The organism is Algoriphagus persicinus (assembly GCF_035156415.1).
GTDB classification, from domain to species: Bacteria; Bacteroidota; Bacteroidia; order Cytophagales; family Cyclobacteriaceae; genus Algoriphagus; species Algoriphagus persicinus.
This window is the reverse complement of sequence record NZ_JAYEEY010000004.1, coordinates 18,179-44,384: the sequence shown is the minus strand read 5'-3', so window position 1 is coordinate 44,384 and position 26,206 is coordinate 18,179. Positions and strand designations below refer to the sequence as shown.

Annotated in this window: 21 protein-coding genes; all 21 read left to right on the top strand. The window is 39.6% G+C overall.

The genetic code is table 11. The annotated features are described in order from the left end of the window. Window positions 1-4: 4 nt before the first annotated feature. The 21 genes from U3A58_RS04455 (at window position 5) to U3A58_RS04355 (ending at window position 26,196) form a co-directional block, all read left to right on the top strand. Entirely contained in the window at window positions 5-1,132 is a 1,128-nt protein-coding gene (locus U3A58_RS04455) for a DegT/DnrJ/EryC1/StrS family aminotransferase (RefSeq protein WP_323822191.1), read from the top strand. After that, the gene (locus U3A58_RS04450; RefSeq protein WP_323822190.1) at window positions 1,129-1,701 is read left to right on the top strand and encodes an acyltransferase; all 573 of its coding nucleotides are present in this window, start codon (window positions 1,129-1,131) and stop codon (window positions 1,699-1,701) included. Before U3A58_RS04455 ends, U3A58_RS04450 begins: the two co-directional genes overlap by 4 nt. Before the next feature lie 2 nt (window positions 1,702-1,703). Further along, entirely contained in the window at window positions 1,704-2,672 is a 969-nt protein-coding gene (locus tag U3A58_RS04445; RefSeq protein WP_323822189.1) for a Gfo/Idh/MocA family protein, read from the top strand. Between the two features lie 121 nt (window positions 2,673-2,793). Continuing rightward, window positions 2,794-3,945 (top strand): dTDP-4-amino-4,6-dideoxygalactose transaminase, encoded by a 1,152-nt coding sequence (rffA, locus tag U3A58_RS04440; RefSeq protein WP_323822188.1) that lies wholly within the window; start codon window positions 2,794-2,796, stop codon window positions 3,943-3,945. Then, entirely contained in the window at window positions 3,935-5,077 is a 1,143-nt protein-coding gene (locus tag U3A58_RS04435) for a TDP-N-acetylfucosamine:lipid II N-acetylfucosaminyltransferase family protein (RefSeq protein ID WP_323822187.1), read from the top strand. Before rffA ends, U3A58_RS04435 begins: the two co-directional genes overlap by 11 nt. Further along, window positions 5,077-6,543: a lipopolysaccharide biosynthesis protein gene (locus tag U3A58_RS04430; RefSeq protein WP_323822186.1), complete on the top strand. Its 1,467-nt coding sequence runs from the start codon at window positions 5,077-5,079 to the stop codon at window positions 6,541-6,543. The genes U3A58_RS04435 and U3A58_RS04430 overlap by 1 nt, the downstream gene beginning before the upstream one ends. Before the next feature lie 25 nt (window positions 6,544-6,568). Then, window positions 6,569-7,666, top strand: coding sequence for a glycosyltransferase (locus tag U3A58_RS04425; RefSeq protein ID WP_323822185.1), 1,098 nt, complete (start codon window positions 6,569-6,571; stop codon window positions 7,664-7,666). Further along, the gene (locus U3A58_RS04420) at window positions 7,663-8,910 is read left to right on the top strand and encodes a glycosyltransferase (protein WP_323822184.1); all 1,248 of its coding nucleotides are present in this window, start codon (window positions 7,663-7,665) and stop codon (window positions 8,908-8,910) included. The genes U3A58_RS04425 and U3A58_RS04420 overlap by 4 nt, the downstream gene beginning before the upstream one ends. Further along, the gene (locus U3A58_RS04415) at window positions 8,907-10,190 is read left to right on the top strand and encodes a glycosyltransferase (RefSeq protein WP_323822183.1); all 1,284 of its coding nucleotides are present in this window, start codon (window positions 8,907-8,909) and stop codon (window positions 10,188-10,190) included. The genes U3A58_RS04420 and U3A58_RS04415 overlap by 4 nt, the downstream gene beginning before the upstream one ends. Further along, a complete protein-coding gene (locus U3A58_RS04410; protein ID WP_323822182.1) occupies window positions 10,183-11,343 on the top strand; it encodes a hypothetical protein in 1,161 nt (386 codons plus the stop codon). The genes U3A58_RS04415 and U3A58_RS04410 overlap by 8 nt, the downstream gene beginning before the upstream one ends. 31 nt (window positions 11,344-11,374) lie before the next feature. Beyond that, on the top strand, window positions 11,375-12,370 hold the full coding sequence (locus U3A58_RS04405; protein ID WP_323822181.1) for a glycosyltransferase family 4 protein: 996 nt from the start codon (window positions 11,375-11,377) through the stop codon (window positions 12,368-12,370). Beyond that, window positions 12,367-13,962, top strand: coding sequence for a glycoside hydrolase domain-containing protein (locus U3A58_RS04400; RefSeq protein ID WP_323822180.1), 1,596 nt, complete (start codon window positions 12,367-12,369; stop codon window positions 13,960-13,962). The genes U3A58_RS04405 and U3A58_RS04400 overlap by 4 nt, the downstream gene beginning before the upstream one ends. Beyond that, the gene (locus tag U3A58_RS04395; RefSeq protein ID WP_323822179.1) at window positions 13,955-15,043 is read left to right on the top strand and encodes a DUF1972 domain-containing protein; all 1,089 of its coding nucleotides are present in this window, start codon (window positions 13,955-13,957) and stop codon (window positions 15,041-15,043) included. The genes U3A58_RS04400 and U3A58_RS04395 overlap by 8 nt, the downstream gene beginning before the upstream one ends. A gap of 62 nt (window positions 15,044-15,105) precedes the next feature. Then, window positions 15,106-16,731: a capsule assembly Wzi family protein gene (locus U3A58_RS04390; protein ID WP_323822178.1), complete on the top strand. Its 1,626-nt coding sequence runs from the start codon at window positions 15,106-15,108 to the stop codon at window positions 16,729-16,731. Between the two features lie 265 nt (window positions 16,732-16,996). Beyond that, window positions 16,997-18,301 carry a nucleotide sugar dehydrogenase gene (locus U3A58_RS04385; protein WP_323822177.1) on the top strand — a complete coding sequence of 435 codons (1,305 nt, stop codon included), beginning with the start codon at window positions 16,997-16,999 and terminating at the stop codon, window positions 18,299-18,301. A 146-nt stretch (window positions 18,302-18,447) separates the two neighbouring features. Next, on the top strand, window positions 18,448-19,176 hold the full coding sequence (locus U3A58_RS04380) for a polysaccharide biosynthesis/export family protein (protein WP_323822176.1): 729 nt from the start codon (window positions 18,448-18,450) through the stop codon (window positions 19,174-19,176). Between the two features lie 12 nt (window positions 19,177-19,188). Continuing rightward, window positions 19,189-21,558: a GumC family protein gene (locus tag U3A58_RS04375; protein ID WP_323822175.1), complete on the top strand. Its 2,370-nt coding sequence runs from the start codon at window positions 19,189-19,191 to the stop codon at window positions 21,556-21,558. 60 nt (window positions 21,559-21,618) lie between these two features. Next, window positions 21,619-23,418: an ABC transporter ATP-binding protein gene (locus U3A58_RS04370; RefSeq protein WP_323822174.1), complete on the top strand. Its 1,800-nt coding sequence runs from the start codon at window positions 21,619-21,621 to the stop codon at window positions 23,416-23,418. After that, window positions 23,415-24,512, top strand: coding sequence for a glycosyltransferase family 4 protein (locus tag U3A58_RS04365; RefSeq protein ID WP_323822173.1), 1,098 nt, complete (start codon window positions 23,415-23,417; stop codon window positions 24,510-24,512). Before U3A58_RS04370 ends, U3A58_RS04365 begins: the two co-directional genes overlap by 4 nt. Before the next feature lie 7 nt (window positions 24,513-24,519). Beyond that, window positions 24,520-25,527: a glycosyltransferase family A protein gene (locus U3A58_RS04360; protein WP_323822171.1), complete on the top strand. Its 1,008-nt coding sequence runs from the start codon at window positions 24,520-24,522 to the stop codon at window positions 25,525-25,527. A 3-nt stretch (window positions 25,528-25,530) separates the two neighbouring features. Next, the gene (locus U3A58_RS04355) at window positions 25,531-26,196 is read left to right on the top strand and encodes a CatB-related O-acetyltransferase (RefSeq protein ID WP_323822170.1); all 666 of its coding nucleotides are present in this window, start codon (window positions 25,531-25,533) and stop codon (window positions 26,194-26,196) included. The last annotated feature ends 10 nt before the right edge of the window (window positions 26,197-26,206 follow it).

Sequence of the window (26,206 nt, the reverse complement as noted above, 5' to 3'; positions counted from 1 at the left end):
AAGTATGAGTTCTATACAAATGGTGGACTTGAAGTCCCAATATGAAGTAATTAAAACTGAAATAGATCAGGCCATTCAAGGGGTTATTGATACTACCGCTTTTATTAATGGATCTCAGATAAAGGAATTTTCTAATGCGCTGTCTATTTATACTGGAGCGAAGTATGTAATTACTTGCGGCAATGGAACCGATGCCCTTCAGATTGCGATGATGGGCTTGGATTTTCAGCCTGGGCAAGAGGTGATTGTTCCTGCTTTTACCTATGTTGCGACTGCAGAAGTTATTGCATTATTAGGATTGAAGCCGGTTTTTATCGATGTGATTGGGGATACATATGAGCTCGATATCAGTCAATTAGAGTCCAAATTATCTTCTAAAACTGTAGGGATAGTGCCGGTGCACCTCTATGGCCAATGCTCCAATATGGAAGAGATTTTGGCTTTTGCCAGAAATCACAAACTCAAAGTGATTGAAGATACTGCCCAGGCAATAGGTGCGGAATACACCTTTTCGGACGGCCGAGTGATGCAGGCAGGCACTATGGGAGATGTGGGGACTACTTCATTTTTCCCATCCAAAAACCTAGGATGCTATGGAGATGGAGGTGCTATGTTCACCAATGACGCGGACCTGGCAGAGAAACTCCGTATGATTGCCAATCACGGCCAAAAAAAGAAATACCATCATCACATAGTCGGCGTTAATTCCCGCCTTGATACTTTGCAAGCTGCTATTTTGAATGTAAAACTAAAGCACTTGGATAGGTATTCAGTATCCAGAAATCAGGTGGCAGATACTTATGATGCAGCTTTTTTGGGACACCCTAATGTGAAAATCCCTGTTAGAGTACCCAATTCTACGCATGCTTTTCACCAGTACACCGTACAAATCGAAGGCGTAAGCCGTGATGAATTAAAAGCATACTTAGCTGAGAATGGAGTGCCATCCATGGTTTATTATCCTCTTTCTTTGCATCAACAGGAGGCATATAGGGATTTGGGATTCAAAAACGGGGATTTTCCTGTATCTGAATCACTTTGTCTCAAGGTGCTATCCCTTCCGATTCATACAGAGATGAACACTGAAGATCAGGCTTATATTATTGAAACGATAAAAGGGTTTTTTAAATGAAGGAATATTTTGCACATGAAAGTGCTTACATAGATGAAGGCTGCGAAATCGGTGCCGATACAAAAATCTGGCATTTTTCACACATTATGCCAAATTGTAAGATTGGACAGCGATGCAACATAGGCCAAAATGTAGTGGTTTCGCCGCAAGTGGTACTTGGGGACAATGTGAAGGTTCAAAACAATGTGTCCATTTACACCGGAGTAACTTGCGGTGATGATGTGTTTTTAGGCCCTTCCATGGTTTTCACCAATGTAATCAATCCAAGAAGTGCAGTCAATCGCAAGTCTGAGTATGCCAAAACCTATGTGGGAAATGGCGCAAGTATCGGAGCTAATGCCACTATAGTCTGCGGGCACGATATTGGATCTTTCGCCTTTATCGGTGCAGGGTCAGTGATTACGAAGAATGTGCCTGCCTATGCATTGATGGTGGGGAATCCGGCCAAACAAATTGGGTGGATGAGTGAATTTGGAAATAGATTAGAATTTGATGAGCAGGGTCATGCGGAATGCAAGGAGACAGGGGACCGCTATTTGCTTATCAATAATGAGGTAATAAAGCGTTGAGTATGAAAAATTTTGCCTTGATAGGTGCAGCGGGCTATATCGCCCCTAGACATATGAAAGCTGTTAAAGACACTGGAAATGTGCTGCTGGCAGCTTATGATAAATTTGATAGCGTGGGAGTGATGGATAGTCATTTTCCGGATGCTGATTTTTTTACTGAATTTGAGCGATTCGATAGGCATGTAGAGAAGCTGAAACGCACCCATAAACCAATTGATTTTGTGAGTATTTGCTCGCCAAATTACTTGCATGATTCCCATATCCGCTTTGGATTGCGCGTGGGAGCAGATGTCATTTGTGAAAAGCCGCTGGTATTAAACCCTTGGAATATTGATGCATTGTCTGACGTGGAAAAGGTGCATGGCACTAGGGTTTATAATATCCTTCAGCTTAGGCTGCACCCTTCTATCATAGCGCTAAAGAAAAAGATAGAAGAAGGCCCTAAGGATAAAATCTATGACATTGATCTAGCGTATATTACCTCTAGGGGGCATTGGTATTATACTTCCTGGAAAGGGGATGTGAGTAAGTCCGGTGGGATTGCAACCAATATAGGTGTTCACTTTTATGACATGTTAACCTGGGTTTTTGGAGCTGTCAAGAAAAATGTGGTGCATGTGCATACTCATGATCGGGCTTCCGGATATTTCGAACTGGAGAAAGCTCGTGTGCGCTGGTTCCTGAGTATCAATGCGGAGACTTTGCCCGATTCTGTAAAGGCAAAAGGAGGCAGAACCTATCGCTCGCTGACGATGGAAGGTCAGGAGATAGAGTTCTCTGATGGGTTTACCGAATTACATACGCATAGTTACCAGCATATTTTGGACGGCCATGGATTCGGATTAGAAGAAGCCAGACCTAGTATCGAGATAGTTCACGATATCAGGCATATGGAGCCAATTGGACTAAAAGGAGATTATCACCCCTTGGCCAGAAGCCCTTTGTCGAAGCATCCTTTTTCGCCTTCTTAAAAAAGGTGGATTTTAAAATCAAGGAGTAAAAAAGTGCTTCACACAAAGAACCCCAAAAGTCTTTGGTAGCCTAATACAAGTATTGAATTCAAAATCACAGGTTTAATTCCCCTACTATTTAATGATTCCATTTAACAAGCCATTTATAACAGGGAAGGAACTGGCTTATATTGAAGATGCAGTAGCATCAGGTAAACTTTCTGGAAACGGGAAATATACCCGATTGGCTCAAACTTTTTTTGAAGAAAAGTATCAAATCAAGAAAACACTACTGACCACTTCTTGCACCGATGCTTTGGAGATGGCGGCTATCCTGATAGGGATAGAACCAGGGGATGAAGTGATTATCCCGAGTTACACTTTTGTGTCCACTGCGAATGCTTTTGTGCTCAGAGGGGCTAAAATCGTATTTGCAGATAGTAGATCCGATCATCCTGGCGTAGATGAGGAGAGCTTAAAGTCTCTAATCACACCGAAAACAAAGGCTATCGTACCCGTTCATTATGCTGGTGTGGCTTGTGATATGGATATGATTATGGACTTGGCTGCAGCGCATAATTTGTACGTGATAGAAGATGCCGCACAAGCGATAGATTCATGCTACACATCCCGGACTGGCAAGAAATCACCACTGGGTTCTATTGGTCATCTAGCCACCTTTTCCTTTCACGAAACAAAGAATATTTCATCTGGAGAAGGTGGTTTGCTGGCTATTAACGAGGAGCAATTTATAGATCGCGCTGAGATTATTTGGGAAAAAGGCACGAATAGAGCCTCCTTTTTCAGGGGTGAAATTAATAAATATGGCTGGGTGGACATTGGTTCTTCCTTCTTGCCATCAGAGATCACGGCGGCCTTCCTATGGGCACAGCTTGAGCATTTATCCGATATTCAAGCCAAGCGAATTCAAATCTGGAAAAGGTACAATTCTCATTTCAATCCCAAACTTGGATCATTTGGAATTAAGACACCTTCGATCCCTAGCTTTGCAGACAATAATGCGCATATGTATTATATCCTGGCAAAAAATGGCCGACAGCGCGATTTTATCCTAAAAAAGATGAAGGAAGCTGGAGTTTTGGCTGTCTTTCATTACCTCAGCCTGCACAAGAGTGAGTTTTTTAAGAATTGTCACGATAGCAGAATTTTGCCATTTTCGGATTTATATTCGGAGCGGCTGATCAGAATGCCTTTTTTCTTTGAATTGACTATGGAGCAGATAGATCAGATTAGTCAGACTTTACTCGGTATTTTGGAAGAATATGAGTATTGAAAATCTCGTCTTTCTTCCCGATTCCCCATATACTGAATGGATAATCAACAGGTCGGAAGAATTATTTCCAGGACTCAATAAATATTTGGTAGTAGTAGAAGATGTTACCAAACCGACCAGATTCACTAATCCTGAGATTTTGGTGATTGAAAATGGAAACTTGGAAAACAACCCTGTTGTCTCTGAGTTAGCTAGTTTCAAACGTGTAATCGTAAATTACCACACCCCCTTTATAGGCCATTTTTTAAATCGGCGAAAGTCCGAATTAAGTCACGCTAAATTGATATGGATTATTTGGAGTGGAGATTTGTATAAGCATCCTAGTTTCCTCTCAAAGGCCTATACCCGCAGGACAATGGAAGTATTGCCTCCGGAGAAGATCGTCCAAGCTTGGAAAAAATCCCTTCATCATCGCATTTTGCAGGCTTTAGGCAAGCCCAATAAATACAGTTTCAATAAGTCATTTTCCAACTTTGACTTTGTCGCTTCCATTTTCGAAAAAGACGTCATGGAAGCTGAGTCCGTATTGGGGGTAAAAGCCAAATGGATCCGATTTGCTTTCTTGTCTTTACAAGAGATGTTTTCGGAAGAATATCTGAAAAATAAACCAGTATTAGGAAGTAAAATAATGGTGGGTCACTCAGGTTCTCCTGAAAACAATCACTTGGATGTGTATCATCAAATCCATAGTCTTCTGCCCGAAAATAAGGTGACCATACTTAGTCCTTTGTCCTATGGCAACCAGACTTACATAGCAGCAGTAAAGGCTATGGGAGAAAATTATTTTGGAGATAAATATGAGACATTAGACGATTTTATTCCCCGCGAAATCTATTACCACAAGCTAGCTGAGGCATCTGTTGCTATTTTCAACCATAAAATACAGCAGGCTTTTGGTAATATACTAGGTCTGATTTTTATGGGGGTCAAAGTTTTTCTTAACCCGGAAAACCCGGTTTTTATTGAATTGAATAGCCATAACATTAAGGTGTTTGATTACGCTAAGATGACTCAGGATGACTTGTTGAATCCCTTGTCCGCTGAGGATGTAGATACCAATAGAGCAATTATAGGTTTGCTGTTTAAAGAAGAAAAGATCCGCGATTATTACCGTGATCTGTACATCGTCTGATGACGGTAATCAAAAACATCAAAAATCTGGCTTCGGACAGCATGATCTACGGACTTGCTGGGATAGCCACTAGGGTAATGGGAGTGATACTGACTCCACTCTATACGAGGGTATATTCTCCTGAGGATTATGGGGTTTTTGGGTTGGTAAATAATGCGTATTCTCTGATTGCCTTACTTTTAATATTGAGTTTGGACAATTCCACGGCGCGCTGGTTTTACGACACTGATGACTATGCATACCGGAAAAAGATCATAAGCACCTGGTTTTGGTTTTATTTGCTGATATCCATTGTCTTAGCTGGTTTTTTCTTTTTTACAGCCTCTTATTGGTCTCAGTTTATCTCCTACAATTCTGAGGAGGCCATACAATACATTCAAATTCTTTCTTTTTCTCTTCCTGTCTCCGTAGCGACAGTGGTGGCTACCAAAGTGCTGAGATTTGAAAAGAAGCCCAAAAGCACGGTGTTGCTTACTTTTTTGCAAGCCTTATTTTTGATCCTTGCCAATGTGATTTTTGTTTTAATTCTTGACCAGGGATTACAAGGTGCCTTCACGGCGAGGTTAGTAGCATTTGTGTTGATGGTTCCCTTGTCCATGTACTACCTGAAGCGCTGGCTGGAGAACGTGAAACTGTCTGATTTCCGCCTGTTGAGGAAAATGATTGCCTATAGCCTTCCATTTCTACCGGCAAGTCTTTCTATTTGGGTGATCAATTTATCCGCAGTGTTCTTCTTAAATGGAAAGGTTTCTGATGAAGACTTGGGACTGTTCCAGATAGCTTTTGCCATCGCCGGATTCAGCGGTATTGCTGTCAATGCCTTTCAGCAAGCTTGGTCGCCTTTTGCATTTTCCATAATTCACCAAGAAAATGCTAAGGAAACTTACGGGAAAATCCTCCTTGCATATCTCTTACTGATAGGTTCTCTTACGCTGCTGGCATCCTTATTTGCGCTAGAGGCACTGATGATTATTGCCACTCCGGCTTATTATGGTGCTGCTGCCATTGCCAGTATTTTGGTCTTTAGTAGCTTGTTTGCAGGCCTTACTACTATTGCGGATTTAGGATCCGCTATTTGTAAAAAAACAGCACCGCTTGGGATTGTTTACTCTGTTTCCTCGGTCATTTTAGTCTTGCTCAATATTTATTTTATACCCATCTATGGCGTATATGGAGCTGCACTTGCAGTTTGTGTTTCTCAATTTTTAACACCCGTTTTTGTGTTTTATGTCTCGCAGAAATCTTACCCAATTCCCTATGACTTCCTAAGGGCTGTATGCTTTATGCTTCTATTATTTACAGTAGCATTTCTGGGATATTACTTGTCCGGAGATGTATCTGTGATCCTAGCACTACTGATTAAGATTGGCAGTTTTGGCTTCTTTTCGATGGTTTCTATTTTGTTATTTAAGCGAGAGTTTTTGTTTTTGAAAAGATTAGTGAGTAACCGATTGGGCAAATCATAATTTTGTCTAAAAGCTTTTCGTTCCAATGACGACAGTTACCCGAATAAAAAAAATAGTTTACCTGGCTTCCTTGGACAAGCGTCAAAGTCCGGGTGTATTCAAAAAGATTTTGGGCACGGTGGCAGGTGCACAGCAAGCTGGCTATAACGCTAGTTTAAAACTACTGGATACCAAACCGGGATTTTTAAAGAAATTTGTAGAGGAAATCGACCAAGCCGATGCGGATATCTTAATTATCAGAAGTCTCTGTCAATACAATTTTTATTTAATTCCAGCCTTTCGGCGCGCCAAAGCCCAAGGCAAAAAGATAATTCTGGATGTGCCGACTCCAAATACTGTCGCAGTAAGTGAATTGGCAGATGGGAATGCAGGCTGGAAAAGAAAGGCAAAAGACCTGGCGTATCTGATCCTATCGGGGCCAGTGCCATTTTGGTTCGTTTCCCAAATATTGCAATATGCCGAAGAAGGAAGGTGGTTTTCTTTAGGAAACAGAGGAAGAACTTCCCTAATAGGCAATGGAATACAAGTAGCGTCAGTACCTGTACGGTCGAAGATCCCGCTTTTTGATGGTTCTTCATTGAAGTTGATCTGTGTAGCCTCTTTGAATTACTGGCACGGAATAGATCGCTTGATTCAAGCTATCGCCACTTTCAATGCGGAGGAAAATAGCATGAAGGTTCATCTGAAAATCATAGGTAATGGAGCCTCCTTGTCCAGTTTGCAAGAGTTGACAGAAGCCTTGGAAGTGCAGGAATACGTTTATTTTTCGGGTTTTTTGGAAGGTGAGGAGCTGTATAGAGAATATGAGACTGCACACCTGGCGGTAGGGTCTTTGGCTCTGTTCCGTAAGAAATTACAAGCAGCCTCGGAGCTGAAATCCAGAGAATATTGTGCCGTGGGCATTCCATTTGTAGTAGTGGGTGATGATCCTGATTTCCCCCGGGGTACGCTGTTTAGGACACAGCTGCCTAATCGGGAAAACTTGAGCGATCTCACTGATTTTTTCAGAAGTTTTAATTCGAATTACTTAGTATTTACACCAAATGAACTCAGGAAATATGCCTGCGAGAATTTGGATTTTTCTGTAAAAATCAAAGAAATACTAAAATCCGTAAAAGATTGAGTCAGCATAGAACCTTGATCCTTTTGACCCAAAAATTCCCTTTTGAATCTGGGGAGGAATTCTTGGCCACTGAACTTACTCACCTTGAACAAGCTTTTGATCGTGTAATAATCATACCCACAGCTGTGAGAGATTTCTCGCATCAACGAGCTACTGGGAAAAACACTCAAATCAGGATTGTAAAAAACCCTGATTCAGTCCATGCAATAGCAACGGCTTTTATAAGCAGACTTTTTCTAACGCTTCGCTTACTCAGCTCCGAACTGAATAAATCTGGTTGGAATCTCAAGCTTTTGAAGTATTACATCTATCATATTCCTTTTGCCCTTCAGATCAAGTCAATAATTTCTAAAGAACTCGATTCAACTGGAGAGTTTGTCCTTTATTCTTATTGGATGGACACCAATGCATTCGCTTCTTCTTTATTTAAAAAAGATTCTCCGGAAATAAAGTTAGTAGTCAAAAGCCATGGAGGTGATCTCTATAATGAGCGGCAGCCATCCGGAGCAGTGGCTTTTAGGGAAACGGTATATGCAGCAGCAGATTCACTTATTTTCATCTCCGAACATGGATACAACTATGCTTCAACTCACTATCCAAAGTACGCTTCGAAAATGAAGGTGTTTAGGTTGGGAGTAGAGGATAATGCTACAACTCCAACTTTTGACTTTTCCAAATCCTTTCACATCGTATCCTGCTCTAGCTTAATTCCTCTCAAAAGAGTGAATCTCATAGCAGAGGTGTTGAATAACTGTAGTGTACCTATTAACTGGACTCACTTTGGCGGAGAAGAATCAGCCATCACGGCGTTGAAGAATAGCCTGCCAAAACTCAGGAATGATATGGAAATAACCTGGAAGGGTAAAGTGAAAAATGAGAATGTCCAATCCTATTATGCTAGCCAACCCATAGATCTACTAATTAATTTAAGTTCCTCCGAAGGTATTCCAGTATCAATGATGGAAGCTCTATCTTTTGGGATTCCTGTATTTGCCAATGCAGTAGGAGGTATATCCGAAGTAGTTCAAACCGACACAGGTATGCTTATACCAGATGGATTATCTGCCAAAGAAATCGCTTCTCGTTTGGATCAATTTCTCCTAAGTGGAAAAACCAGAAATGAAGAATTCAGAATTGGAGTAAGACGATTTTGGTACCAGAACTATTCGGCGGAACAAAATCATCAAAAGTTGATCACGCATTTAAATACACAGACCTTCACTAGGTCATTCCCTACGGAATGAAGAACATACTTCTCATCTCCAATTACTTTACCCCATGTACGCTGACTCCTTCTCAGCGTATTACTTTTTGGGCTCAAAACATGCATCGTCTTGGATATTTGCCGACGGTCATTACTAGAGACTGGACTTCCGAAACCCGATCCCATCAAGACACCAAACGTCCACTTGGGGATAAGGTAAGACATGAAGTGTTTGATACGCATGAGGTTTATTATCTTCCGTTTCGACCAGGGATATTGGATAGAGCTTACTTAACTTTTGGGGAATCAGCCTTACGCCCTTTGTTTTTAGTGGCTAAGCTATTAGATGTGTTCTTAGCACGTTTTACACTGAATTTCACCTCTTTCGCCAATTTCCTTCCTTTTATTAAAGAGCTTCTAAAGAAGAAGAATTTTGATGCAGGCATTATATCTGGCGAACCTTTTTATCTATACAGAATAGGATATTCCCTAAAAAAGGATTTCGAATTAAAATGGATAGCAGATTATAGAGACGATTGGAGTACGAATGAGCTTCAGATGGAAAAGTCTGGGGGAGCAGTTCGAAAATGGATAGCAAAAGTAGAGTCTGACTATGAGAAGCAATGGGTAGGTACTGCCGATTCAGTGATCTCAGTAAGTCAAGTTTATACTGATCGATTAGCTATGTTTCTCGACAAAAAAGGGCACACCATAGAAAATGGCTTCGAGGAAGAACTTCTTTCGATCAAATCCCAGCCTTTGTTCCAAGAGTTTACCGTCATCTATAGTGGCGTTCTTTATCCTTCTCAGGATTTATCACAAATATTTGGTGCCCTACAGTTGGCTAAAAATGCTACTGAACCTTTTCGTCTTATATTTCTCGGGGCAGGATATGATGTAAAGGAGAGAAGAAGGATAGAAGAAATGGTTCCTATGGAACTGAAGCAATATGTGGAAGTTACTGATCGGTTACCTAGGGAAGATGCCTTAGTGGAACTTCAAAAGTCCCATGCTTTTTTGGCGATGGCTTATGGGAACATGAAGGGCATACCCAGCAGTAAGCTATATGAATATATGGCTTTGGGTAAACCTGTAATTCTTTGTCCATCTGATGGAGATATAATGGCGAAAATGCTAGGTGAAGCTGGATTAGGTTTCACTGCAAATTCAGCTGAAGAGTGCTTTGAGCAAATAGAGCATATTAGAGGCATTTACAGGAATGGTCAAATTGAAGAATTAAAAGAGCTTTCTAAGTCCAAAATTGCCAAGTATTCTCGGTTTAGTCAGTTGCAGCAAATCAAGGAGGTGCTAGGTGACTAGTTCAGTACTAGCAATCCAATCGACAAGAGCGATCGGCAAAACTAGTTTGATCCTATTTGTCTTTCTGATCTCCTGTTCCAAGCTGATCAGTTTGCCTTTGGATAAAGCTGCGATGTTAGGAGTGTTGGCTTTGCTGCTATTCAATCAGATTTTTCTAAGAAAAACTTTTTCCGCCAGATTGCTTTTTCCGATTATCGGCCTGGCATCCTACTGCTTGCTACCTTATTTGTTAAATCTACCAGATTCCTCATTAATCATCTTTTTTCCAGTCTTAGGGCTGTTTTTTGCCGGGCTAGCAGCGGAAGAGGAAGAGTTTCTGGATATCCTCTATTGGGGGCTATTTCTACATATCTGTGTAGGAATTCTGTTTGTGTTTAGCAGTTATTTGATAGGGTTAAACTCTCATGTCCACCCAATGTATGACAAGGGATTGCCTTTCCTACATGCTGCTAAAGGATTCACTACAACTGTGCAGTCCTACGGTACTTTATTGATCAGCTGGTTTTTAATTTATTATTGGAAGAAGGAAAAAGGGCAAACAGGAAAACTAGAATCCCTGGCTTTTTGGGTGGCTATTTTGGGATTGATTCTCACGTTCAATAGAAATACCTTCGTTATTTTCTACCTCATACTTTTTTTCAAGCATAGAAAAATATTCATTCTGACTGTGGTATTAGCAGTGCTGTTTTATAGCTATTATTTCGAATTTATCAATAAACTAGTATTCAACGTGAATACCTTGAACTCTAGGGCCGACCTACTTCAGGCATTTAGGATATCATTCTTTGAGCAATCTGGTTGGAAAGACTACCTCATTGGCCATGGCAATAATATGGTGGATGATGTGATCGCCCGAACGACTATGTACCGCACCGGCTATATAGAAAATGGAACTTCTATGCTTCTTTATACCTATGGATTTATAGGATATTTAGCCTACTTGATGGCTGTGATGCTCATGTCAGTTTTGTTTTTCATTCGGGACAAAGTCTTTTATGCTGCTATGTTCTTCTACATTTTCATCATTGCGCAGCAATTTACCCATGAGTTTTATGCCACGACACTCTATCTGATGATCAGTGTCTTTCTTATCATTTTAAATTCAAAAACCACTAGTGCCTCAAAGGATCGTATTTTTTCACTTGCTGAATAATTATACGGGTAGCCCCCAGATCTTGTCAAGCGTGATTAGTATTGCGCAAAACATGGGTGATCAGGTGAAGCTTTATACTAGTAGCTCCGAAGGGTTTTTGTCAGGATTTAAAAGCAATAACAATTTCTACAAGAGATCAGAATACAGAATCCTTACCCTCTTTTCATTCTTTATTAGCCAGTTTTTATTAGCTATAAAGTTGTTATTTGAAAATAGGAAAGATGAAATCTATTATGTGAATACCATTCTGCCCTTTGGAGCAATACTCATGGGAAGATTGCTGGGGAAAAGAGTAATCACGCACGTGCATGAGTATGAAATTAGTCCCAAACTCCTGAGTGATTTCTTGTTTTGGGTGGTTCGCACATTTTCTTCTGAAGTAATAATAGTCTCGAAGTTTCTACAAACCAACCCTAACTTGGAAGGCGCCAATATTATTGTGATTTATAATTGTGTCACTAGTGAATTTGAGACGAAATCAAAAGGCTTTGTTAAGACTTCGCTAGCTTTTGAGGTATTGATGCTGGCTTCTCTCCGCCCATATAAGGGCTTAAGTGAGTTTATTGAGCTTGCTAGGAGTGTTCCTAAAGTGATTTTTACCTTAGTTCTCAGTGATGATAAAAGAGAAGTGGATCAATTTCTTGCTAAGGAATCCCTGCCTTCAAATATTCAGATTTACCCAGTTACCAAGGACGTACATACTTTCTATAGCAAAGCATCCCTAATCTTAAATCTTGCCCATCCAGACAAATGGGTAGAGACCTTTGGGATGACAGTGTTAGAGGGAATGTATTATGAACTTCCTGCCATCGTTCCAAATGTTGGAGGGATTACAGAACTAGTAGAACCTGGAGTGAATGGTTTTCAAATCAATTATGACGAGTTGGACTTGATCGCCACGGAAATAAATAAGATGGTAAATCACCCTGAATATTGGGAGAGATTAAGCAAAGGCTCCATACAAAAGAGGTCAGATTTTTCACGGGATGTTTTTTCATCGAAAATATCTAAACTGCTACACCAGTGAAGAAAATCACCTTGCTCTTTGTTGTTTGGTTATTTTCGGGGTACCAAGCCCAAGCTCAGCTGAGTGCTTATTTTACAGCATTTGAAGATTTTGGTTCTGAACTTCCGAATAGAAGTGAATTTAAGGTCTGGCGAAATGAAACGCTCATCTTGCCGTTTTTAATCAATACAGATTCCACTAAAGACCTGGATTTTCAATTGAAGGTAAATGGAAAAAACGTTAAGACGGAGGTATTTCAATTACACTTGGTAGAAGGAGATATTTCTGCGGGTAACTGTGGTATTACCAAAAAGAACGGAACCTTTGTCAAGCAAATGTTTCCGGATCGGGCTGAATCAATAGTAGGAAATTCCTTTAAAGTGGAAAGTTCAATTACGTATGGTTTGGTTAAAATTAGCATTTCAGAAAAGCTAAAGCCTGGGAAATATCCTCTGAGGCTGACATTTGAACAAAATGGAAGTACCCAAAAAGTAGAAGCAACCATTCATGTCATTGCTCGTAAGTTGCCCGACTTTGATGAGCTTAATTACGACATGGATTTTTGGCAATTCCCGCTATCGATTTCTACCTATTATGATTTTAAACCCTACTCTGAAGAGCATTGGGAGCAGATAGCTCTCATGTTTGAGCAGCTAAAAGGCTTTAACCAAACTGTAGTAACCACTTCGGTGTTTTATGACCTGTACAATACTTCCATCAAGCCAGTCGAGCAAATGATGATTCAGGTTCGTAAAAAGATGGACGGAAGCTATTCGTATGATTATTCCACCTTTGAAAAATACGTTGAACTCGCTGAGTCCAAAGGTATATCTGAGGAGATAGCTGTTCATAATCTTTTCCCTTGGAACCTTACTTATTTTTATTGTGACGAAGCATCGGCTAGTGTGAAGACATTTAAATCTGAACCCGGTACAGCAGCTTATAATGATTTTTGGAAGCCGTTTTTACTCGACTTCGCCTCTTTTCTCAAGTCCAAAAACTGGATGGACAAGACCGTCTTCTGGGTAGATGAACGTGATATTACTAAGACCGCTTTGTTAGTTAAATACGTGAAGCAACTAGATCCGGCATTTAAGTTTGGATATTCTGGTAGGTTCAGTCCTGGTTTGTCAGAATTAGTTTACGACTATTCACTATCTAGTAATATTGTACTTGATTCGGAAAAGCTGGCACTTAGGAAATCCAAGGGATATAAGACTACTTTTTATACTTCATGCTATGAAGTCCAGCCAAATATGTTGATGGCATCAAATTATGCTGATATTTACTTTTTGGTGATGCTTTCTAAAGCTAGGGGATACGATGGTATGTTGCGCTGGGCGTTTAACCTGTGGTCACCTCAGATTATGGAATCAGCAATATTTTCGGATTTACCTTCTGGCGATAGTCATTTTGTGTATCCTGAAGGGCAGGTTTCCTTGAGGTACTTGATCCTAAAAGATGCCTTAGAAGAAGTGCAAAAAGTAGAGACCAAGGCGAATTCAGCCAAAACTAAAGAACTCTTGACCTCTTATACCCGTTACTTTCTGTTGAATATTGAAAAGGATAGGCTAAATATGGTGAGTGCCATGAAGAATTATTTGAATGATTAAGAAAAAACTTGCGATTGTAGGTATAGTGGGCGTTCCGGCTAACTACGGAGGATTTGAGACTTTAGTAGAATATCTGCTGGATCTACTTCCTAAATTTTATGATATCACCATCTACTGCCAAAGCCAGAGCTACCCTGAAAAGGTGGCTACATATAAAGGGGCAAAGCTGAAATACTTGAATCTGAAAGCAAACGGAGTTCAAAGTGTAATCTATGATTCTGTGTCACTTTGGAAATCCATTAAGGGATTTGACTACATCTTGATTTTGGGCGTTTCGGGCGCCATTACCATTCCCTTTATTAAGCCTTTCACCCGTGCCAAGGTAATTACCCACATTGATGGATTGGAATGGAAGCGAGATAAATGGGGAGCTTTTGCCAAACGTTTTTTGAAGTTTTCCGAAGCAGTGGCGGTGAAGTTTTCGGATGCTATTATTTCAGACAATAAACACATCTATGAATACGTACATCAGGAATATGGCAAAGATTCTCATTTGATTGCTTATGGTGCTAATCATGCCACCACGGTAGATCCTGCTTTATACCAAAAGAAATACTCTTTTATCCATAAGCCTTACATTTTCACGGTCTGTAGAATCGAGCCTGAAAATAATATAGAAATGCAGCTCAAGGTTTTTTCTGAGAATGACTTGGATATCCCCTATGTAATTGTAGGCAACTGGAATTCCAGTGACTATGGCATGCGGCTATATAAGGAGTATTCTACCAAGAAGAATGTCATACTATACAATCCAATCTACACCAGCGAAGAGCTGAATGTATTACGATCAAATTGCCATTATTACCTCCATGGGCATAGCGCAGGGGGAACTAATCCGTCCTTAGTGGAAGCGATGTACCTAGGTCTTCCTATCATAGCGTTTGGCGTGAATTATAACAGAGAGACTACATTCAATCAGGCAATCTATTTCAGCGATTCGAAGGAATTGCTTCAGAAATTATCACGCTTGAAAGAATTTGACAGAGAAGCCATCTCCAGAGATATGTATAAACTTGCCCGTAAAAATTACTCTTGGAAGGCCATAAATAAGAAGTACGTCAATATGTTGAAATCAATTTAGAATTGAGGTATTACTGCTTACTGTGTAGTTGCGCTTTGTGGCTACTCTTTTTTACTTCAGTCTTGTCTCAGACTATTCCGGCTGGTTTCCCAGTCTTGGAAGAAAGTCTCAGAAGGCAACAGCTATTAGGAGCTGAAGAGTTAAAAGAATTCTCTTTTGGGCTAAGACCTATTGTGAGTTTAAAACAGAATCGCTTTGAAGCCTTGGATGATTCCCTGCCAATAAGGAGAAAAAAGGTTCGTCTTGAGCTCTTACCCATCTTGAGCACTACAGTTTTTAACTCCAATAGACCATACGGCTGGGGTAACTTTAGTATGATGAATAGCACTGGAATTCAGTCGCTACTATCACCTGGCGTATATGGGCAAGTACTCTTTTTGAAATTGCAGTTCAGACCGGAGTTTGTTGCAAGTCAAAATAGACCCTATCAGGGATTTGGAGAGAATTATTCGGATAATATCCTTTTCGCCAGATTCAGGTATTGGAATTTTGGAGATCATCCTGAGCGATTTTCAAAGGAGTATAACTCCTTTGCTTGGTGGGGACAGTCCTACGTCAGTTTAAATGTTGGCCCGATAGAACTTGGAGCATCTACCCAGAATATTTGGTGGGGACCCGGACAGTTTAACTCCTTGATTTTCAGTAATAATGCGCGGGGTATGAAACACTTATATCTTCGTACTAGTCGTCCAGCTAATATATTTATAGGAAAAGTAGAGGCCGAGCTGATTATTGGCCGAGCAGAGGATACAGGCATTCTACCTTCCCAAAATGAACGCCTTAATAGTATCTTTGCCAGACCATTTAGGAGTGATTGGCGCTACGTGAGTGGGATCACATTTACGTATCAGCCGGTGTTTTTGCCCAATTTTTTCGCAGGATTTAACAGGACATTCCAGCAATACAATGAAGACGTACCGAATACCTTCCGAGGTAGAATTCCGGTGCTTGAACCCTTTCAAAAAGTTAAGCTTTTCAGCAATAACAATTCAGTAGTCTATGATTCCAAGGGACAAGATCAGCAAATATCATTTTTCTTGAGATATTTCAGCTCAAAAGGTAATTTTGAGGCATACGTGGAATACGGTAAGCAGGATCATAGTTACGATTGGAGAGATTTTATTTTGAGTCCAGAGCATGCCAGAGCCTATCTTTTGGGTTTCTCTAAGCTATTCAATACTGGCAAGAAAGGCGAATTTTATCAGGTAAGGGGAGAAATCGTGCAGCAGGCTGAATCAGTGAACAGGTACATACGGTACCCTGATCTCAACTCCGGAAATACCAGTTGGCATACACATTACCAAGTACGGGGATTTACCAATGAGGGGCAATCTATGGGGGTCGGAATAGGAGTGGGTGGCAATGCTCAGATTCTGGAAGTTTCTAAAGTTTCGAACCTAAATAAAATAGGCTTCCTGATACAACGACTGGAAAATCATCAAGACTTTTATTACAGGTCATTTGGTACTAATCCAAATAAGCGGCCTTGGATAGATTTTAGTATGGGAATACTTTGGGATCATCAGTGGGATAGACTCCTGCTCAGTAGCAAAGCACAGGTCATTAAGGGGGTAAATTACCAATGGGAGAATGCGGCGGGATCTACTGCCGATTTCCCCAAGGGACAAAACCTTTGGACTTTCTCCGGAACTTTAAATTTAATCTATCAGATACATCACAACAAATAAAAGTAGAGGGTAGAATCGCTCAAATTCTGTTAGTTTTACTCTTTATTTGAAATGAGTAACTTTGGTACTCGTTTTAAGGAAAAATTGAGATTTGAGAGTTTCTGGGGTGTTATTTTGAAATTGAATCACGCCACGAAGTAGGGAGAAAGGCTTTCTCGGAAATAGAGCTAAGTTTTGGGACTGAAAGGGCGAAGCTGTATAAAATTCGAATAAAAAGGATTGGGAGTCAGGTTTTTAACAGATTTCTATTGAAAGTAAATTGAATATGAATTTAGATTTGAAAGACGCCAAAATTGCCATCATTGGCCTAGGTTATGTGGGACTTCCATTAGCCGTAGAGTTTGCTAAGAAATATCCTACGGTGGGATTTGACATAGACACCAAGCGAATAGATGAGATCAATGCCGGCAAGGACAACACCCTGGAAGTGGATGATGACTTACTTCAGTATGTATTGGTCAAAGATTTTGCGGAAGAAGGTTCAAATGGCTTATTTCCGACAAATCAATCCGCAGCGCTAGCAGACTGCACGGTTTATATTGTAACAGTGCCTACACCCACAGATAGACATAACCGTCCAGTATTGACTCCTATGCTTAAAGCATCCGAAAATATCGGTCATTACTTGAAGAAAGGAGATGTAGTCATTTATGAATCCACCGTTTATCCAGGAGTGACAGAGGATGAATGTGTTCCTGTTTTGGAAAAATTATCGGGAATGAAATTCAATGAGGACTTTTTTGCAGGCTACTCTCCGGAGCGAATCAACCCGGGAGACAAGGAGCATACAGTCGCTAATATTTTGAAAGTCACCTCAGGTTCTACGCCTGAGATTGCCGAGTTTGTGGATCAGTTATACCGCAGCGTAATTACAGCAGGTACTTATAAAGCATCTTCCATCAAAGTGGCTGAGGCTGCCAAAGTAATTGAGAATTCACAGCGAGATATCAACATCGCTTTTGTCAATGAATTATCGAAGATCTTCAACCTATTAGGAATAGACACCAATGAAGTTCTGGAAGCAGCCGGTACAAAATGGAATTTCTTAAAATTCAAACCGGGGTTAGTAGGAGGACATTGCATAGGAGTAGATCCTTTTTATTTGGCACAAAAGGCTCAGGAGATGGGCTATCATCCAGAAATCATCTTGGCAGGACGCAGGTTGAATGACAGCATGGGCAAGCATGTAGCTACCGAGGTGGTCAAATTGATGATGCGAAAAGATCTCAAAGTAATCGATGCCAAAGTAATGATCCTTGGTTTTACATTTAAAGAGGACTGCCCTGACGTACGAAATACGCGTGTGATTGATATCTATCAGGAGCTCAGGACTTATGATATCAATGTGGATGTGTATGATCCTTGGGCAAATCCAGTAGTAGTAAGCCACGAATATGGAATCGACCTTAAGTCTGGTTCAGTAGCTCCGGATCTCACTCCATATTCTGCAATCATACTTGCAGTATCTCATAAAGAGTTTGCTAGCCTAACAATACAGAAATCTAAAACTCAGGTAGTTTATGATGTGAAAGGATATCTTGATAAAAGTCTAATAGACGCAAGATTATAACAGCCCAGAACTTTATTGATAAAAATTTATACTAATTTAGCCGAAATTTTAAAAAAGCCATGTTAATGAATTCAATGAGAATCCTTAATTTTTTTGTTCTAATTTTCATTTTTTCCTCTTGTGTGTCCAACAAAAAATTGGTCTATATGCAGGAGCTAGAAAATAGCACTCCGAACGTTTATTCAAGCCAGAAATATGGGTACAATGAAGAAAAATATAGATTTCAAAGCTATGATATAGTTGAAATTAACATCAAAACGACTAGTCCGGAGCTTAATGAGATATTTAGCATTATATCAGGAGAGCAGGGGAGTACCTCCATGCAAATGGGGCAGAATGGGGGTGATGTCTTTTTTATGAATGGCTACACTTTGGACGAAGAAGGTAGAGTTGAGCTCCCTTTACTGGGTGAAATGAAGCTAATTGGATTGACTACAGAAGAGGCTAAGACACTAATTGAGGAGAAAGTGCAGGTCTATGTGCCTGATGACGGGTTTTTTGTTAGAATTAGATTAGGAGGGATCAGATTTAGTGCATTGGGTGAATTTAATGCTCCAGGCAAGCAAACTATCTTACAAAGTAGAGTAACAATTTTTGAGGCGCTAGCTGCCGCAGGAGATTTGACTACCATTGCCAAACGAGATGAGATAGTCTTGCTCCGACAGTATCCAGATGGAAGCCAAATTCACAAGATCAACCTAAATGACAGAAATCTCCTAGGTTCGGAATTTTATTTTTTGAGGACAAATGATGTCTTGTATGCAGAGCCATTAAAAGTGAGAGAGCTGGGAGCCGGCACGAATTTCATCCAGACTTTAGCCTTAATTACCTCTACAGTATCCACAATTGCACTTATTTTGACTATAGTCAGATAATTTCCACTCATTATGAATTTTGAAAGTAACGAAAATGACTTTGTAGTCGAAGATTCAGGGTTTGAACTGAATGCTATTTTTAACAAGCTCAAGCAGAGATGGTTAATAATCCTGATTTCTATCATAGTTTGTTTGGCAATAGGGGTTTTATACACCAAGACTTCCTTACCACTTTTTAAAGTGGAGTCTATGTTCTTCATTAAAGAAAAGGAAAGTCCGCTTGCCTTTTTTGGTTCTCCTTCTATCATTGAGAGCTCCAGTATGGGCCTTCAAAATGAAACTATAATACTGAAATCTAAGCCCGTCGCACTTGAAGTGCTAAAAGAGCTCGATTTCCAGGTTGAATATTTTCATGAGGGGACTTTTGTAGATGTGGAAATTTATCAAAGCAACCCTGTACTTATAGAGGTCAATTGGAAAAGTCCTCAAACAATTGATGGGTATTTGAAAATAGAATGGGTAAATGAAACTGAATATACCCTTTCATTCGTCGATGAAGGATATAACAAATTGCTTCCAGACGGAAGTAAGGTGCCTTTCCTTCTTAAGCCAGAACCCTTAAAGTTTAAATTTAATGAGCAACTCACAAACAATGAGTTGGACATAAATGTCTTAAAGGTTTCTTCTGACAAGACGGGAAGTATTTTAGTCAAACTGAGAGATCTAAATTCTTTAGCAAATACCTACTCTGGATCTTTAAATATTGAACCCGTGGAGAGAGGGGCCTCCATTATGCTGATGTCGGTAACTAGTCCAAACTTGCAAAAAGGAGAAGTATATCTCAATACGTTGATGAGGATATTCCTTGAAATGGAGTTGGATCAAAAGAATCAATCCGCAAGTAAAACAGTCAATTTTATTGATTCCCAAGTAGCTGGCGTAGCTGATTCATTGCGCTATTTTGAGAATCAATTAGAAAATTTTAGATCATCCAACAAAATCTATAATTTAAGCTCTGAGAGCTCCTCTGTTTATGAGCGATTGATCGATTATGAAAATCAATTAGCTCAGGAGGAGTTTAAAAGAACCTATTACCAGAGTCTTAAAGATTATCTGGCAAACGAAAGTTATCAGGATGTGATAGTGCCTTCTGGTCTAGGTATTGAAGATCCTTTTTTAAATGGCTTGATCAAAAACTTACTAGAGCTTCAAGCTGAAAAATCTAGAATGCTAGCTAGCCAGACAGATGCTTCTCCAGCAGTAATTGAAGCTAATAGGAAAATAGCTGATCTTAATAGGTCAATCCGTGAGAATCTTTCCAATGTAGATCTTAATTCTATAGCGCTTATACAAGACTTGAAAAGCAGGATTGCTGAAATTGATAGGTCATTTGCAAATCTTCCTAAGACTGAGCAGAATTTGATTAGAATCCAGCGCGAGTTTACCCTGAGTGAGAATATCTACAATTACTTAATGGAAAGAAGGGCTGAGGCTGCGATTTCAAAAGCCTCCAATGAGGCAAACAATAAAATAGTGGAGCCTGCCAAGGGTGGATACCAAATAAGTCCTACGCCTCTTAAAAATTATTTGATTGCCTTCTTGGTTGGTTTATTCTTGCCTGTAGCATTTGTAGTGGTAAGAGAACTATTCAGAACTAAGATCGAAGATGTTCATTTCTTGGAAAATAAGCTTAAAATACCTCTTTTGGGCACCGTGTTACTGAACAAGAAAACCTTAAGTAATTTGGTGGTATTTGATCAAAAGAAGTCAGGTATATCTGAATCCTTTAGATCGTTAAGAGCCAATATGAAATTTGTCCTTCCTAAGGATAAGCAACTCACTTTTTTGGTCACCTCTACCATTTCAGGCGAGGGAAAAACCTTTTGCGCCATGAACCTGGCAGCTGCATATAGCTTGACCGGTAAAAAGACTGTTCTGGTCGGTTGTGACATGAGAAAGCCTAAAATATTCGGGAATTTTGAATTGAAGAATGATGTAGGACTTTCCACTTTTTTGAGTGGTCAGCTAGAAGATTTTCATCAGATAATTTCTACAACTAAGTACACTAATCTCGACGTGATAGTAGCAGGCCCGACACCTCCCAATCCAGCCGAGTTATTGTTCAATTCCAGATTTGAAATATTGCTCAAATACTTGAAGGAGAACTACGATGTGGTAGTACTGGATACTCCTCCTGTAGGATTAGTCAGTGAGACCTTAGATTTACTTTCCCTGGTAGATTGTAGTTTGTTTGTATTTCGACAGAATTACAGTCAGAGAACATTTATTGACGCAGTCAATGGGCTCAAAACAAATAAAGGAGTCAAAAATATTTTTGGAATCTTCAATGGCGTGGCTGATTCTAAAAAAGTTGCCTATGGCTATGGTTACTCGTATGGCTACGGATATGGCTACTACGAAGATGATAAAAAGTCAAAATAAAATTATTGAAAGAAGGGTTAGAATTTCAAACCCTTCTTTTTTTATAGTTCAACCTTAGTAATGAATCTCAAAAGTATCATTCAAAAGAATTTTAAGTACTTCTTTTTTTTCTTCTCGTATTTAAGATTTAAGATATTCGTATTAATTCTTCTTAGTTTGCTGGTAGGCCTGCTCGATGGTTTTGGACTAGCTTTATTCATTCCACTATTTCAAGTGGCAGTAGATGATTCAGGTTCTAAGGCTAATCCCGAATTAGGACAAATGGATTTTCTGTTGGATTTTATGAATTCAATAGGTTTTAATCTTACCATTGGCAGCATACTGCTTTTTATGACCTTTTTATTTATTTCAAAAGGTTTTTTTAAATTTTTGGACAGTTACTACAAGGTCTCTCTGCAAATTTATTTTGTTAAAAAACTACGCTTTCAGATGTTGCGTGGTTTGGAAAATGTAAGCTATCAGAATTTTGTGGGCATGGATGCGGGACGTATCCAAAACACCTTGTCAGCAGAGGTGTACAAAGTGACGGCCTCTTTTATAAGCTACTTTAACACCCTACAGTATGCCGTGCTGCTGGTAGTATATATGGGACTGGCATTCTTTTCCAATTGGCAGTTTGCAATCTTGGTCAGTATTGGCGGCTTCATCTCAAATCTCTTTTTTAAGATGTTGTTTCGAAGAACTGAAGCTGCTTCCATTAGCATATCGAGTAAAGGGCATCATTTCCAATCATTCTTAATTCAAGCGGTTCAGCATTTTAAATACCTTAAAGCAACGTCTTACTTTAAGAAATACAAGCAAAAATTAGTTGATCAAATAGATGATATTGAAAATCTTCAGCACAGAATTGGCTTGTACAATTCGCTATTAAATGGTCTTCGAGAGCCTATTGTCCTAGTCATCGTTATTTTAGTCATACTGATCCAGGTTAATTTGCTTGGAGGAGCTTTGGCAAGTATCCTGATGAGTTTGATGTTCTTTTACCGTGCCTTGAATTATGTCATCAGCGTACAATCCAGTTGGCAGTCGTTTATATCACAATTTGGAGGTATTGTATCTTCCACTGAGATTATTGAACTGTTTGAAAAAGGCGAAGAGGAAATCAAGGGTGCTAATAATTTTGGGGAGCTTGATTCTATTGTGCTTACTGATGTTGCTTTTGCTTTTAAAGATGGTGGTGAAGTTTTGTCCAATATAGATCTTACGATCAATAAGAATGAAACCATAGCATTTGTAGGTCCAAGTGGAAGTGGTAAAACTACTTTGGTCAATCTGATAGTCGGCTTATTTGACCAAGTCGGTGGCGAAATACTAGTTAATGGCTTGTCTAGATCTACCATAAATATGCTAGAGCTTCGCTCTAGAGTAGGATATATCACGCAGGAGCCAGTCATTTTCAATGATTCCATCTTTAATAATGTGACATTCTGGGCTGCCAAAACGCCCGAAAACTTAGCCCAATTCTGGAAAGCGATAGAAATGGCTAATTTATCAGATTTTGTAAATGATCTTCCCGAAGGTGAGGAAATGATCCTTGGAGATAATGGCGTAAAAGCCAGCGGAGGGCAAAAGCAACGCATATCCATTGCAAGAGAGTTGTACAAGGAAGTCGAAATTATCGTATTCGATGAAGCCACATCAGCTTTGGATAGTGACTCTGAGAAAATTATCCAGGAGAATATCAACTCCCTCCAGGGTAAATACACGATCATACTTATTGCGCATAGACTGAGTACGATCAAAAATGTAAACAAAATATACCTTATAGATAAGGGTAGAATCAAATCTTCCGGGGACTTCGAAGAGTTGTTCAGTTCGGATGTCAATTTTAGAAGAATGGTTCAGTTACAGGAATTTTGAGCGAGGGTAAGAAAATTCTTCTAGTAGGTCCATTGAATGCCGACGGTGTAGGAGGTAGATTGGAGGAAATGAAAGTTTGGGCGAATGCCTTAAGACACGCTTCCTGTGAGGTAAGTGTTTTTACGATGTTCAATGCACAAGCTTATTTTGGCTCTATCCCCGTTTACGAGTCTATAGATGTCCTAGCACGGATTTCCTCAAACTCACCCCTAAGAAAATTTGCGCTGCGGATATGGGCATCAAAGCCATTCAAAAAACAAAGAGACAAGTTTTATTTATCCAAGGAGTGGGAGATATTTTCAAACCATTTTGATCACATCATACTTTTTATCACCGATAGCTCCAGAGAAAGATTGATTTTTGAATCCTCTTCTCAGACGAGCATATTGTTAAGATTTACTGGTACCATATTCGATTTCACCAATCTTAAGCGAGATGCAGGTCTGATCTCTTTACCCTTTAGGAAATATGTTTTCCATGATCCTGCATTGCTATTTGGCTATAAACCTGATATCCCAACCTGTTTTGTAGACCAAACAGCTATAGAAGAAAAGAAATTGCTACAGATCCCAATTGCATCTTCCGTAACTACTTTTGCTATGATAGGCTTGTTTATGGAGGTGAAGCAGGTACAGGAAGTCATTTTGAAATTTGTACAATTCCCAGAGCTTAAGCTGTTGATTTTTGGGAAGGGAGAGTTGGAGTCAGTCTATGAAAAATTGATTACTCAGAATAAGTTGGCCAATGTAGAAATCAGAGGTTTTTATCCTTCTTCTCAAATGGATCAAATGTATTCACAGTTCGATGCCCTGATCATTAATTCAACGGAAGAAACCGGGCCAATGACCGGGGTAGAGGCTATGGCGGCTGGGAAGATTGTCCTCTCTAAGCGAATAGGTGCAATGCCGGGACGACTTGCAGATGAACAGCTGCTTATTGATGCTAATAATTCACTCGAAAATGCTATCGAATCATTATTAAAAGCTGATATGGAAACGATTACAGAAATAAGGACAAGATTGAGGAATCGATACATTGAAAGTTATTCCAATGAGTCTATTTCTCACAAAATCGCACAGGTAACTCTTAATTAAGGTTTTAATGAGAAAAGGAACGAATCCTTCCAAGGCTGATAATAAATTGGAGATCTCTTCTACACATAGAGTTATTCTCGCAGTTTATATACCCGACCTTACTTCAGAATATTTTAAAGACGCTAAAACCATATTCAGGTATTGCATTGAATCGTTGTTGAAAACCGTACATGCCAAAACCAGAATTTCCATTATTATCAATGGTAGCTGTGAAGAAGTTTCTCAATTGATTTACGACTACCAGAAATCCAATTCCCTTATTGATCAGGTGTTTTATACCAGAGAAAATTTAGGTAAAATAAACGCGATTTATTCTATAGTTAAGAGTAATCTTGAACCTTTGATTACGATTTCTGATTCGGATGTGATGTTTTTGCCCGGATGGCAGAGACAAGTAGAGCAGGTATTTGTTGATTTTCCGGAGGCGGGAATGGTTTCCCCTGTACCGAGTAGCAAAGGGTTTTTATTCAGCACTGCTTCCACACTTTACTATGGGCTTTTTAAGGGTAAAATAAAATTCCAGAAGGTGAAAGACCCTGAAGGCTTGATGAACTTTCAAAAGAGTGTTGGGTCTAATTTGTACCAAAAAATACATCTAGAGAAATATCTGGTTGTGTCAAATGGCGTAAATGAAGCGGTGGTAGGCTGTGGCCATTTTGTTGCAACATTAAGAAAAGAGGCTTTCGAGTCAGCTCCTAATAAAGTCTGTGAATTTCGAATACTAGGAAATAGTGATGAAGACTACGTGGATGAGCCTAATGACTTAGCGGGCTTTTTGAGGTTGGCTACTCTTGGTAACTATGCATACCATCTAGGCAATAGTCCTCAGCCATGGATGGACGAAAAGTTGCAGTATATTATGAACAGTTCACCAGCCCCTAACTCTTTGGAAATTCCTGCCCCCAAATCGTTTTCTAGGACTCAGTATAAAATAGGGAAGTTTTTAACCAGGTTATTGTTCAACAAATTCAGAAAGCAATATTTTAGCTATTTGGGTGTCAATGAACCTTATTAAGAGATGAGTTTTAAAAGTAAACTTTTTCAGAAAGTACAATATTGGATTAGACCATACCTCAAGTATAAAGACAATGTACAGGTGTCTTTTTGGGCTACCGGACTGCATCATGTTACTTTCGGAGGAAGCAATATAGTGCCTGAATATTGTGCGTTTTCAGACTGCACCGACATTGGGTTTAGAACTACCCTTGGAACGAATAATTTTTTTGGCGGTAAAGTGTCCATTGGTAAGTATTGTCAACTTGGAAGAGACCTAGCGTTTCATCCTACTAATCACCCCATGAGCTACCTGACTACTTATGTCAACAACCATCTATATAAGGGTGAGCTCAAATCATTCAAAACCGAAAAGCCTATCAAAATTGGAAATGATGTATGGATAGGACATGGGGTAATTGTAATGGCAGGTGTAAACGTGGGGAACGGAGCTATTCTAGCTGCTGGTTCTATAGTGACCCGCGACGTGGAACCTTACACCATCGTAGCTGGTAATCCCGCTAAGCCAATCCGAAAACGTTTTTCTGAACAGCTCATTGAAGAATTACAGAGCCTGAAATGGTGGGATAAATCAGATGAAGAACTTGATTTGTTAAAACCACTGTTTTTTACTGATCTTAAAGAGTTTAGTTCCCTTCACCCTATTTTATCACAAATTCAAAAATCTTAATTTTCCCACC